This is a genomic window from Rhodomicrobium sp. (assembly GCF_047605405.1).
GTDB classification, from domain to species: Bacteria; Pseudomonadota; Alphaproteobacteria; order Rhizobiales; family Rhodomicrobiaceae; genus Rhodomicrobium; species Rhodomicrobium lacus.
In genome coordinates, this window is record NZ_JASGFR010000008.1 from 15831 (window position 1) to 27929 (window position 12099).

Sequence of the window (12099 nt, forward strand, 5' to 3'; positions counted from 1 at the left end):
GACGACGTTAATCCCTCACGATGGTGCGCGCGAGGATCTGGAAATCCATCGGAAACTTGCCGTCGTTCGACGCGACGTCCGAGAGGATGAGTGTCGAGCCGACATAGAGCCTCTCGCCGATGCGATCCTTCGCCTCCTCGGAGATTTCGATCCGGTCGAGTGCGGCGGGGGCGGTCTCGGGGAACGGCAGCGCGGCACGTTCCGGTTCAAGCGGTTCGACCGCGCGGCCGCGGCGGCTCGAATGCCGGCGATACTTCACCTCGACGGCGGCAGGCGGCGTGATGCCGACCCAGTTCAGCGCGGCCTTGTTGTCGCCGGTTCGTGTCGCAATGAAAAGATGCGTGCCGAGCGGGCGATCCGCGTCCTTGATCGTCACGGGCACGTCGAACAGGGGGGTCGTGCCTTGCCGCACGTAAAGACGGCTCGTCTTGCGGCTGATGAGCATCGAGATCGGTGTCGCGCGCGAAGCAGCGTCCCTCGCCATCTCGGTGGCCTCGTCGCCGTCGGCGATGGCCGCGCGAACGGCTTCCTGCGCGGCAAGCAGATCGCGCTCGATCGCGGCGCGAGCGTCGCGCGCGGCACCCGCTTTCGTTTCGGCATCGGCAAGCCTTGCCTCGAAAGCGCTGAGGCGCTGATCGACGGCCTTCGATGTCGCCTCGTCGGCGTCCACCTTCTCGGCGGCGCGAATGGCGGTCTCAAGCTCGCGGCTCGCGCGCTTCACATCCGCTTCGGCCACGGCGACATCCCTGTCGGCCTGCCGAAGCTCTGACTGCTTTTTCCCGGCAAGCGCCACGGCGGTCTTCTTCGCCTGCGCGGCGGCGCGGCCCTTCTGGATGGCCGCTGCCTTCAGGGCCTCCGCGTACTCGCCCGGCGCAACGAGATCCGGTTTCGTTTGGTCAGGCTTCCCGGCGGAAAGTGCCACCGGTTCGACAGCCGGCGTGGCGTCTTGCTTGCCGGTGGTCCTGTCGTCGGCCTTGTCCGGCAGAGGCAGAAGCTTGGGAGCGGGCAGCTTCGCGTGCGCTATGTCCACCGGGGCGACGTCCTGCGGTGCGATGACGACGCGCATGCCCACGCTCGTCACGCCGAAAAGACGCTGCGCGAAGGCGGCCGGAAGCCGCACGCAGCCGTGGCTCGCCGGATAGTTCGGCACGACGCCCAGATGCAGCGCCACGCCGGTCCAGGTCAGCCGCTGCATGAACGGCATCGGCGCGCCGCTGTAAATGTTGGAACGGTGATAGCGGTTCTTTTCAAGGATCGAGAATACGCCGGCGGGCGTTGCGTAGCCCTGCTGCCCTGTCGAAACCCGGCTTCGCGCCCAGACGCCTTTCGCGTCGTAGAACGTGACATGCTGATCGGCGAGCGAAACAACGCCGTAGAGCGGCCCGACCGGCGCGCGGCTCTGCGTGTCCTCGACAGCCTGCGGTTCTTCGCGTTCGGGCTGATAGGAGCGGCGGCGCGCGTCAGCCGGTTGCGCCGCCAATCCGAAGCCGACAAGCGCGACCATGAGAGCGGCCGAAGCGGATGCGGCGCTCTGAGCGGACGGAAAAATGCGGCGCGGGCTCGGGAAATCAAATCGACGCATGACGTTTGAACATTCGTGAGGGTTGCCGGGGAGCGCAGTATGCAGCCTTTGCCGTAACTATAGCGTGAAATTGTGCCGCGCAAAGCCTATGCGGATATTAGTGCGGGCCCGAAATCGGCCTTCCTTTTGCAGCGAGTGCGTTGTCGATTTGAAATTTACAAGCTGCTCCAGAGCCTTACTTTCCAGAGCACCTTGTAAAACTTTAAATGCGACCACGGATGGGTCAGCGGCTTCAGTCGCATTCGGAGCGAAGCAGGTGACCCGGCGAAATTGTGCTCGTAGCCGCCCGCGGTCTTAACTGAAATGCCATGTCGCTCGCGCTTCCTTCTGTGAGACCGCCGATGCCTTCGACCGGAGGGACAGAATGCAGACATGGACGCAAACGCTTTCAGCTCGCGCCCGCGAAAACTGGCGTGACGCCTTTGCCTCTGCGGCTGCCGCATGCATCGCGTGGGTTGTCTCGTTCCGTCTTTTCGGCCATACGACGCCGCTCTTCGCGGCGATCACGGCCATCATCTGCCTCGCTCCGGCGTTGCCGAGCCGTGGACAACAGGCTGTCGGGCTGCTCATCGGGGTGGCAACGGGCATCGTGATCGGCGAACTTGCGCTGCTCCTGCCGCCGATGGAGCCGCTGCTGCGCATGGGGCTGGCGACCTTTGTCGCTTTGCTGATCGCGTCCCTTCTCGGCCTTGCACCCGTCGTTCCGATTCAGGCGGGTATTTCAACGGTGCTGCTGCTTTCGTTCGGAGCGGAGAAGGCTGGCATTGCCCGGATGCAGGACGTGGTGGTTGGCGCTTCCGTCGGCCTGATGTTCAGCCAGGTGCTGATGACACCGAACCCCGTTCGCCTCATCGACGTGGCGGCGAAGTCGCTCTTGCAGCGGTTGTCCAAAGGTTTCGCGCAGGCCGATGCGGCGATCTCGGATCGGGACCGGGCGAAAGCCGAAGCCGCGACGACCCTTTTTACAGAGGCGCAATCGAGCCTCATCAACCTCAATTCCGGCATCAACCGGGCCCGAAGCCTCGTGCGCTGGACCTTGCGCGGGCGCTTCGTCGCCTTGCAGGTGCGTGAAATGGCGGCCCTCTACGACCGCCGCGCCATCCGGCTCTACGCCTCCGCGCTGTTGTTCGCGGAATCGCTGGAAGAGGCGCTTCGGACAAGCAGCGCCCCTCCGCCTGACGGGCTTCGCGACCGGGTTGCTCATGTCGCGCGCCTCGCCGCCGCCTTGGCGAAAGATCTCGACGCTGCGCGCAACGACACATTCGAGGCATCTCTTCCGGTCGCGGTGCCGCATGGCTGGGAACCCTGCCTCGACAATCTCCACGCGGCGGAAGCAGCGCTCGCCGCCTTGATCGCAATCCGCGACCGATAGCGACGCGCTTCCCCTGCGCGGACGCCGGGCAGGGCGGTTGCCAGGATCGCGGAACAGGTTTTCCATGCATGCATTGGGTGGGGAACAGGAGGCAACGCATGAAAGCGGGGTTCATCGGGCTCGGACAAATGGGTTCGGGCATGGCAGCCAATCTTGCGAAGGCCGGTCATGAGGTACGCGTCTATAACCGCACGCGCGGCAAGGAAGGCCCGCTTGTCGCCTTGGGCGCGACGGCTGCCGAAAGCATCGCGGATGCATGCGTCGGCGCAGACGCCGTCTTCACCATGCTGGCGAACGACGAAGCGCTGCGCGCCGTCGCTTTCGGCGCGGGCGGCGTTCTCGAAGCCCTGCCGAAAGGCGCGATCCATATCTCGTCGAGCACCGTCAGCGTGGCTCTGGCGGACGAACTGACAGCCGCGCATTCGGAGGCGGGGCAACGCTTCATCTCTGCGCCGGTGATGGGACGGCCGGAAGCGGCGGCTGCCGCGAAACTGTTCGTCATGGCGGCCGGCGCACCGGATGCGGTGGCGGACGCAGGCCCGCTGTTCGACGCCATCGGCCAGAAGACATTCCACCTCGGCGACGAGCCTAAGGTGGGCAATATCGTGAAGCTCGCGAACAATTTCCTTCTGGCCTGCGTTATCGAGACGGTCGGCGAGGCAATGGCACTCACATCGAAAGCGGGCGTGGATCGGCATTCCTATCTCGATGTTCTCACCTCCACGCTGTGGAATGCGCCGGTCTACAAGACCTACGGCGCGCTTATCGCAAACGAGGCGTTCGAACCGGCGGGGTTCCCGGTTCCGCTCGGGCAGAAAGACGTACGGCTTGCGCTCGAAGCGGCGGAAGGACTGAACGTGCCGCTACCAGTCGGCGGGATCCTGCGCGACCGCTTCATCCGTCTGCGGGCGGAAGGCGGCGATGCGCTCGACTGGTCGGCCATTGCGAAACTTGCCCGCAAGGATGCGGGACTCGACTGAGACAACAGCGGAGAATGGATCATGGAAACCATCGCAATCGGCAAATCCGGGATCGAAACCTCGCGCATCGCGCTTGGCACATGGGCCATCGGCGGCTGGATGTGGGGCGGCACCGACGAGGCGCAGTCCATCGCCACGATCCGGGCGGCGATCGATCGCGGCATCACGCTGATCGACACCGCGCCGGTTTACGGCTTCGGGCGGTCGGAGGAGATCGTCGGAAAGGCGCTCGCCGAGGGTGGTTTGCGCGACAAGGTCCAGATCGCCACGAAATGCGGGCTGAACTGGCGCGACGGCAAGGTGTGGCGCGATGCGCGGCCAGAGCGCATCCGCCGTGAGATCGAGGACTCCCTTCGGCGGCTTCGCACGGACGTCATCGACCTGTATCAGGTGCACTGGCCCGACCACGAAACGCCGTTCGAAGATACGGCACGCGTGCTGGAAAATCTGCGGCGCGACGGGAAAATTCGCGCCATCGGCGTCAGCAATTACGCGCCTGCCGAGATGGACTCATTCCGCAAGACGGCGCAACTCGACGCAGTGCAGCCGCCGTACAATCTTTTCGAGCGCGAGATCGAGGCGGACGTGTTGCCCTATGCCGAGAAGAACGGCCTGACCGTGCTGGCTTACGGCGCGCTGTGCCGCGGGCTTTTGTCAGGCCGCATGAAGGCCGACACGGCGTTCGACGGCGACGATCTTCGCCGGAGCGACCCGAAGTTTCAGGGCGAGCGCTTTCACGATTATCTCGCGGCGGTCGAGGCGCTGAAGACGCTCGCGCGCGAACGCTACGGCAAATCCGTGCTCGCGCTTGCCGTTCGCTGGGTGCTCGATCAGGGACCGACCATCGCGCTATGGGGCGCACGCAAGCCGTCGCAGGTCGAAACGGTGAGCGAAGTCATGGGTTGGCATATCGATGAGGAGGCGAAGCGCGAAATCGACGCGATCCTGAAGCGTACGATCCGCGAGCCGGTTTCGCCCGCCTTCATGGCTCCGCCGGACAAACGCCCGGCAGGCGTGTGACGGGTCGGTAAGAAGACAACCGCTATCCTCGGCCAAATGACCTTGCGCGAGGCCACACGCCTCGTTTGAAACCAAAGTGCCCGGAGTAGCGTATGGCGATCCCTTACAAGAGCGAATTGCAACTGTTGAACCACGACGAGCGCGAGCTGGTGCACGCGACGCATTATCCCGCTATCTGCGAGCTGGCCCGCGAAGATCTTCAGGACACGCTGACGCGGCTTCGCGGTCTGCGCGACAAGGAAAAGACCCAATACAAGGCGAAGCGTCGCGAAACCAAGGGCACGGGCGAGGCGCGCGGCGGAAGCTTTCCCGGCACGTCCGAGCAGCCGCGTCGCCGGAAGCAGGTCTTCGCCCAGGCGCTGAAGCGTGTGAACAAGGAGATAGAGCGGCACCGAAAGTTCGAGGCGAAGGCAGAACTCGGCGCGGCTGCGCGGCGCGCGCTTGCGCTTAAACGGTCCGGGGACTTCCACCGTCCGTCCCCCGGCGTTACCGCTCATGAAGGCATGTCGCCGCTTCCAAGCCGGCGCCGCCGGACGACCGTCCACCCGTCCAAGATCGGGCAGGTGTCGCAGTGGACGAAGATCCGCCAAGCGCAAAGGGACGCGCGCCCATAGCGCGCGTACTTGCGCTTCTGCGCCCGGAAAGGCGACGTCGCCTACCTCTCAAGCTCGGCGGCAAGGAACGCGCGGATCTTGTCGCGCGCAACATCCTTCGCCACGAAGGCGTTGCCGATGCCGCTGAGCAGGATGAGGTTCATCTTGCCGTCCTTCACCTTCTTGTCCTGCTCCATGAAGCCCGTCAGTTCGTCGAGCGATGGACCGCGGCCGAGCCGCTGGCGCAGCTCACCGAAGGTGGTGGCAAAGCCGACTTCGGCCAGATGGTCTTCGAGCCGCCGCGAAACGGTACCCGCGCAAAATCCTTCCGCCTCGGAAAAGCGCGCTGCCAGCACCATGCCCAGCGCAACAGCTTCGCCGTGGAGCACGTCGCCGGAATAACCGGCCCACGCCTCGACCGCATGACCGAAGGTGTGGCCGAGATTCAGGAGCGCGCGGTCGCCCGCCTCCTTCTCGTCGCGGGACACGATTTCCGCCTTCATCCGCACGCTCGTCTCGACGGCGTCGGTGAGCGGATAGGTGTCCTGCTCGAAGATCGCGGAGGCGTTGTCCTCCAGCCAGCGGAAGAAGACCGAGTCGCCAAGCGCGCCGTATTTCGCCACCTCGGCATAGCCCGCGCGAAATTCGCGCTCCGGCAACGTCTTCAACGTGTCGAGGTCGATCAGCACGAGCGAAGGCTGATGGAAGGCTCCGACGAGGTTCTTGCCGTGCGGCGTGTCGATGCCGGTCTTGCCGCCGACCGACGAGTCGACCTGAGCCAGAAGCGTCGTCGGAACCTGCACGACGCGCACGCCGCGCTTCAGCGTCGCCGCCGCAAACCCCGCAAGGTCGCCGATCACGCCGCCGCCGAGCGCGATGACCGCGTGGTCGCGTTCCACCCCAAGGTCGAGCAGCGCCGCCGTCACCCGCTCGAGAGAAGCGAAACTTTTCGACGCCTCGCCGGATGGAACGTAAACCGTCGTGCCAAGCAGGAGCCCCGCCCCCGAAAGCGCGGCCTCAAGCTCGTCCGCGTAGGCCCGCACTGCCTCGTCCGCGACGATGGCAAAGCGTGTGCCCGGCAATGTCTCCGCGAGAAACTGCGGTGCGCCCGCGATCAAGCCGTTGCCGATGAGGATCGGATAGCTGCGTTCGCCAAGCTCCACATCCACGCGCGCGGAAGGCTTGATTTGTGCCGTCATGACGGTTCGCTCCCTTGCAGGTCGGCCGGTCGGGCTTCGCCGCCCCCGGCCTCTTTGGCTGTCAGATAAGCAAAGATCAGGTCGAGGATTTCGTCCACGATCACCTCGTGAGGCGCATCGCGGCTCTCGAATTTGAGATTCGACTCCGCATAAAAGGGCTCGCGCTGGGCGAGAAGCCGACGAAGCACGGCCATCGGATCGTCGGTCTTGAGAAGGGGGCGATTGTCGCGCCGCGAAACGCGCTGGAGGAGCAGGTCGAGCGGCGCATGGAGCCAGATCGAAACGCCGCCTCTGGCGATCTCGGCTCGCGTGGCGGGCGAGATGACCGACCCGCCGCCGGTCGACAGCACTTGCGGGCCGCTCTGTAGAAGGCGGCGAATGACGCGTTCCTCACCATCGCGGAAGTAGCCTTCGCCGTGGGTGCGGAACATTTCTTCGATGGTCATGCCGGCGGCGGTTTCGATCTCTGTGTCGGCATCGTGAAAAGGCAGATCCAGCGCGGTCGCCAGCCGCCGCCCGATGGACGACTTGCCCGATCCCATCATGCCGACGAGGATGACGCTCTGCCGCCCCAGCGCGTGCCGCACAGCCCTCGCCATCGGCTTCAAGCCGCCTGCTTCGTTTTCCGACGTCACGAACCACTCATCTTATTGGCTTAATGGAAGAGACAGGGCGCAACTTAAGCCTCTATCGCATCCTTGACAACGGGTGCGAAGAGAGGCAGCCCATAAGGAGAACGACCGAGCTGGAGGGAGAAATGCCGACACTTCTTCGCTTTCTGACAATCGTCGGTTTGATCGCCGGGCTGTTCTACGGGTCGATGTTCGTTCTGGCGAACTTTTTCGAGCCGTCGCCGCATGAGATGACGAAATCGATCCGCGACGCGAAGATCAAGTAGCATGGGGCGGCCATCGAGCGCGCCCGCGTCCCCGGTAGACGGGCCGCTGATCGAGGCGTTTCTCAGCATGATGCGTGCCGAACGCGGCGCATCAGCCAACACCGTTGCGGCCTATGCCGCGGACCTGCGCGAGATGTCGCGATTCCTTGATGAGCGCGACTCGACATTTGCCGATTGCGCGCGCGACGAGCTGGAAGCGTTTTTCTCGGATCGCGCCGCCGCCGGCCTCGCGGCCAATTCAGCGGCGCGCAAGCTCTCTTGTCTGAAGCGATTCATGCTGTTTCTTGTCGCCGAGAAGGTTCGCGAGGATGACCCCGCGCGGCTCATCGATGGCGTGAAGGCGCGGCGCGTGCTGCCGATGACGCTTACCGTCGCCGAAGTGGACCTTCTGCTCGACGCGGCGCATCAGGCTGCGGCCGTAGCCGATCCGCAAACGCCGGGCGGCCGCCGTGCGCTGCGCCTCGCCTGCCTGCTCGAACTGCTTTACGCCACCGGCCTGCGCGTCTCCGAACTCGTCGGGCTGCCGCGCGCCGCCTTCCTCGGCGACCGCAAGATGCTGACCGTAAAGGGAAAGGGTGGGCGCGAGCGCATCATCCCGCTCAATGCCAAAGCGCGCGCGGTGCTCGATTGCTGGATGGATGCGCTCGATACGGCCGCGCGGTCAGCCGACGGGAAAGCAGGCGCCGCCGGGAATTCTGCATCGAAATGGCTTTTTCCGTCCTGGGGTGAAGACGGCCACCTGACACGGCAGAAATTCGCGCAGGATCTGAAGGCGCTCGGCGCAAGCATCGGTATCGACGCGGAGCGGCTTTCTCCGCACGTCCTGCGCCACGCATTCGCGACGCATTTGCTCGACAGGGGCGTCGACCTGCGCGTGCTGCAAACCCTGCTCGGCCATTCCGACATTTCGACGACGCAGATTTATACGCATGTCATGGAAGACCGCCTGCGGCAGACGGTGTTCGATTTTCACCCGCTCAGCAAGGACGCCGTGGAGAAGGGGAAAAGGTAGCCGCGAAGTTTCGGAGCGGATTCTAGCTCGGCTCGAAGCGGTGCACGAGAAGCCCGAGATCCGGGCTCACTTCCCTTAACGGGAAAAACCGGCGGAAGCCGCAGTTTTCGTAGAATTGAACCGCACGGGAGTTGGCTCCCGTCACGACGTGCACGCCGGGCGAACGGGCTTCGATGCACTGCTCGAAGAAGCGCGCGACCAAAAGCGAACCAATGCCCCTGCCCTGCTGCCCCGGTTTCACGTTGATGTGGAGATGCGACGGAAAATCCTGAAGCGCGGCGCGAAAGTTCTTCGTGTAGAACGCCATGCCGTCGAGGATCGGGCGGGATTCATCGGAGAAACTGTCGAGGCACCCGGCGAGATAGCCGACCGCATGCCGCTCATTGTCGAGCGCGAGGAAAAAGGAAAGCGGCTGCAAATCCAGATAATTGCCGAACCAGCGCTGATAAAACGCCTTTTTCACGATCGGCGAATTGAATGCGGACGTGTTCGCCGTCGCGAAGAAAATCTCGGTAGCCTCGGCCAGAAGACGGTCACGGTCCGACGGATCGATGGCGGTCAACGGATATGTGATGGCCACGGCGTGCCTTTCCCGAAACGCGAAGCCTCATTCGGCTGCGCGTGGCTCCTGCTGCGGCGCCTCTGAGGCGAGCCCTTCGCCCTTCTCGTTGATCATTTCGGGGCGAGGCATGGCCACGATATTGTAACCCGAATCGACGTAATGGGTTTCGCCCGTGACCGCCGTGGACAGGCCGGAGAGCAGATAGAGAGCGGCGCCGCCGACTTCGTCGAGCGTCGGCGTGCGGCGCAGCGGCGAATGGAGCTTCTGGTAATTGAAGATGACGCGCGCGTCGGACACGCCGGAACCCGCGAGCGTGCGCATCGGACCGGCCGACAGGCCATTCACGCGGATGCCCTGCGGACCGAAATCCACGGCGAGGTAACGCACGGACGCTTCGAGTGCCGCCTTCGCCACGCCCATGACGTTATAGCGCGGGACGACGCGCGTCGACCCGCCATAGGTCAGCGTGATCATCGAACCGCCGTCCGTCATCAGCGCGGCGGCGCGCTTGGCAATTTCCGTGAACGAGAAGCACGAAATCACCATGCTGTTGATGAAGTTCTCGCGGGTGGTATCTGCGTAGCGGCCCTTGAGTTCGTTGCGGTCGGAGAAGGCCAGCGCATGAACCAGAAAGTCGATCTTGCCCCACTTCTCCTTGAGCGTGTCGAACACGGCATCGACCGACGCGAGATCGACCACGTCACACGGCAGGATGATCTTGCCCCCGAGGCTTTCGGCCAGCGGAATGACGCGGCGGCCGAAGGCGTCGCCCTGATAGGTGTAGGCGATTTCGGCGCCTTGTCCCGCAAGCACGCGGGCAATTCCGTAAGCGATCGACCGTTCGTTGGCCACGCCCATGACGAGCCCGCGTTTGCCTGCCATCAACGGCTGCGGCTTTGCTACATCAAACCCAGTCATGAGATCGTGGCCTTTCCTGATCCGGCTTATTGCCGACGCCTCTAGGCGACGTACCGGTTGAATATCAACGTCGCGTTGGTGCCGCCGAAACCGAAGCTGTTCGACATCACGCAATTCAGCTCGACGTTATCGAGTCTTTCGCGAACAATTGGCATATCCGAGAACGCGGGATCAAGCTCCACGATATTTGCGGATTCACACACAAATCCGTTGTTCATCATGAGAAGAGAATAGATTGCCTCCTGAACGCCTGCGGCGCCGAGCGAGTGCCCGGTGAGCGACTTGGTGGCGGACAGCAGCGGCGCTTTCGAGCCGAACACTTCGCGGACAGCCTCGATTTCCTTCAGGTCGCCGATCGGAGTCGAGGTTGCGTGAGGGTTGATGTAGTCGATCTTGCGGTCGAGGCCCTTCATCGCCACGCGCATGCAGCGCGCCGCGCCTTCGCCCGACGGCGCAACCATGTCGTAGCCGTCCGAGTTCGCGCAGAACCCGACGAGTTCGCCGTAAATCTTGGCGCCGCGAGCCTTGGCCCGCTCCAGTTCCTCAAGCACGAGCACGCCCGCACCGCCCGCAATCACAAAGCCGTCGCGGTTCGCGTCATAGGCGCGGCTCGCCTTCGTGGGCGTGTCGTTGTAGTTGGACGACATCGCGCCCATCGCGTCGAACAGCACCGACAGCGTCCAGTCGAGTTCCTCGCCGCCGCCCGCGAACATCACATCCTGCTTGCCCCAGGCGATCATCTCGGCGGCATTGCCGATGCAATGCGCGGAGGTCGAACAGGCCGACGAGATCGAATAATTGATGCCCTTGATGCGGAACGGGGTCGCGAGCGTGGCCGAGTTGGTGCTCGACATCGCCTTCGGCACCTCGAACGGGCCAACCTTGCGGGGCCCCTTCTCGCGAGTCGTGTCGGCGGCGGCAACGATGGCGCGCGTGGACGGACCGCCGGACCCCATGATGAGCCCCGTGCGCTCGTTCGAGATATCTTTTTCCTCAAGGCCGGCGTCCGCGATGGCCTGCTGCATCGCGATATAGTTCCACCCGGCGCCCGCGCCCATGAAGCGGCGAACTTTCCGGTCGATCGCGGCTTCCCAGTCGATGGTCGGCTCACCGTGCACCTGACACCTGAAGCCGCGCTCGGCGTAATCCTTCGCCTTGACGATGCCGGACCGTCCCTCGCGCAGGGAGGCGAGCACCTCCTGGGTGTTGTTACCGATGGACGAGATGATGCCCATTCCCGTGACAGCAACACGTCTCATGTCTTGACCCCACGTTGTCGCAATTTGTTCAAAAGGCTTCGGCGCGGCAAGGCTTAGCCAGCCGCCGCTTCAATGCCCACGTTCGCGTCGGTAAACAAGCCCACGCGGAGGTCCTTGGCGGAATAGATGACGGTACCGTCGGCCTTCAGAATGCCGTCGCCAACCCCCAGCGTCAGCTTGCGGCGGATGACGCGCTTCAGATCGACGATATATTCGAGCTTCTTCACCGTCGGCACGACCATGCCTGTGAACTTGACCTCGCCGCAGCCAAACGCGCGACCGCGGCCCGGCGATCCGCCCCAGCCGAGGAAGAAGCCCAGCAACTGCCAAAGACCGTCGAGCCCGAGACAGCCGGGCATCACCGGATCGCCCTTGAAGTGGCAGTCGAAGAACCAGAGATCAGGGCGGACATCAAGTTCGGCAACAACCTGCCCCTTGCCGTGCTCTCCAGCCGTTTCGGAGATGCTCGTAATGCGGTCGAACATCAGCATGGGGGGAAGCGGCAATTGCGCGTTTCCGGGCCCGAATAGTTCGCCGCGACCGCAGGCGAGCAAGTCTTCATAGTCGTAGCTGTGGCGCCGCTCGGACATATTTCCTCTTTAGATAGTCATCATGCCTGCTCGTTGGCAGGCCGTCGCTAAACTGTCATATACCGTAACTATCACACCTTTCGGTGCTCGCAACCCATGCCAATCGTTGCGTTC

General features: G+C 63.9%; 13 protein-coding genes. 6 read left to right on the plus strand and 7 right to left on the minus strand.

Going from position 1 to position 12099, the window contains the following annotated elements:
* Positions 1-7: 7 nt before the first annotated feature.
* Positions 8-1582 carry a L,D-transpeptidase family protein gene (locus QM659_RS04965; protein WP_415187588.1) on the minus strand — a complete coding sequence of 525 codons (1575 nt, stop codon included), beginning with the start codon at positions 1580-1582 and terminating at the stop codon, positions 8-10.
* A 364-nt stretch (positions 1583-1946) separates the two neighbouring features.
* On the opposite strand from QM659_RS04965, the gene QM659_RS04970 reads away from it, so the two are divergent.
* The 4 genes from QM659_RS04970 (at position 1947) to QM659_RS04985 (ending at position 5568) form a co-directional block, all read left to right on the plus strand.
* Positions 1947-2954 (plus strand): FUSC family protein, encoded by a 1008-nt coding sequence (locus QM659_RS04970; protein WP_415187589.1) that lies wholly within the window; start codon positions 1947-1949, stop codon positions 2952-2954.
* A gap of 98 nt (positions 2955-3052) precedes the next feature.
* Positions 3053-3934, plus strand: coding sequence for an NAD(P)-dependent oxidoreductase (locus QM659_RS04975; RefSeq protein ID WP_415187590.1), 882 nt, complete (start codon positions 3053-3055; stop codon positions 3932-3934).
* A 21-nt stretch (positions 3935-3955) separates the two neighbouring features.
* The gene (locus QM659_RS04980; RefSeq protein WP_415187591.1) at positions 3956-4954 is read left to right on the plus strand and encodes an aldo/keto reductase; all 999 of its coding nucleotides are present in this window, start codon (positions 3956-3958) and stop codon (positions 4952-4954) included.
* Between the two features lie 92 nt (positions 4955-5046).
* Positions 5047-5568, plus strand: a complete 522-nt coding sequence (locus QM659_RS04985) for a hypothetical protein (RefSeq protein WP_415187592.1) — start codon at positions 5047-5049, stop codon at positions 5566-5568.
* A 41-nt stretch (positions 5569-5609) separates the two neighbouring features.
* Here the strand turns inward: QM659_RS04985 and aroB are convergent, their stop codons facing one another.
* Positions 5610-6746 carry a 3-dehydroquinate synthase gene (gene aroB / locus QM659_RS04990; RefSeq protein WP_415187593.1) on the minus strand — a complete coding sequence of 379 codons (1137 nt, stop codon included), beginning with the start codon at positions 6744-6746 and terminating at the stop codon, positions 5610-5612.
* Complete coding sequence (locus QM659_RS04995) at positions 6743-7381, minus strand: shikimate kinase (protein ID WP_415187594.1); 639 nt, start codon at positions 7379-7381, stop codon at positions 6743-6745. The genes aroB and QM659_RS04995 overlap by 4 nt, the downstream gene beginning before the upstream one ends.
* A gap of 122 nt (positions 7382-7503) precedes the next feature.
* Between QM659_RS04995 and QM659_RS05000 the strand changes: the two genes are divergently transcribed.
* Both QM659_RS05000 and QM659_RS05005 read left to right on the plus strand, forming a co-directional pair.
* The gene (locus QM659_RS05000; RefSeq protein ID WP_037234637.1) at positions 7504-7644 is read left to right on the plus strand and encodes a hypothetical protein; all 141 of its coding nucleotides are present in this window, start codon (positions 7504-7506) and stop codon (positions 7642-7644) included.
* A 1-nt stretch (position 7645) separates the two neighbouring features.
* A complete protein-coding gene (locus QM659_RS05005) occupies positions 7646-8656 on the plus strand; it encodes a tyrosine recombinase (RefSeq protein ID WP_415187595.1) in 1011 nt (336 codons plus the stop codon).
* Positions 8657-8678: 22 nt separating this feature from the next.
* Here QM659_RS05005 and QM659_RS05010 read toward each other — a convergent pair whose 3' ends face one another.
* The 4 genes from QM659_RS05010 to fabA are packed head-to-tail and all read right to left on the minus strand — an operon-like array spanning position 8679 to position 11985.
* The gene (locus QM659_RS05010) at positions 8679-9236 is read right to left on the minus strand and encodes a GNAT family N-acetyltransferase (RefSeq protein ID WP_127076587.1); all 558 of its coding nucleotides are present in this window, start codon (positions 9234-9236) and stop codon (positions 8679-8681) included.
* Between the two features lie 27 nt (positions 9237-9263).
* On the minus strand, positions 9264-10136 hold the full coding sequence (gene fabI, locus QM659_RS05015) for an enoyl-ACP reductase FabI (RefSeq protein WP_127076588.1): 873 nt from the start codon (positions 10134-10136) through the stop codon (positions 9264-9266).
* A 41-nt stretch (positions 10137-10177) separates the two neighbouring features.
* The gene (gene fabB, locus QM659_RS05020) at positions 10178-11395 is read right to left on the minus strand and encodes a beta-ketoacyl-ACP synthase I (RefSeq protein WP_303481981.1); all 1218 of its coding nucleotides are present in this window, start codon (positions 11393-11395) and stop codon (positions 10178-10180) included.
* Between the two features lie 53 nt (positions 11396-11448).
* On the minus strand, positions 11449-11985 hold the full coding sequence (fabA, locus tag QM659_RS05025; protein WP_127076590.1) for a 3-hydroxyacyl-[acyl-carrier-protein] dehydratase FabA: 537 nt from the start codon (positions 11983-11985) through the stop codon (positions 11449-11451).
* Positions 11986-12099: the final 114 nt, after the last annotated feature.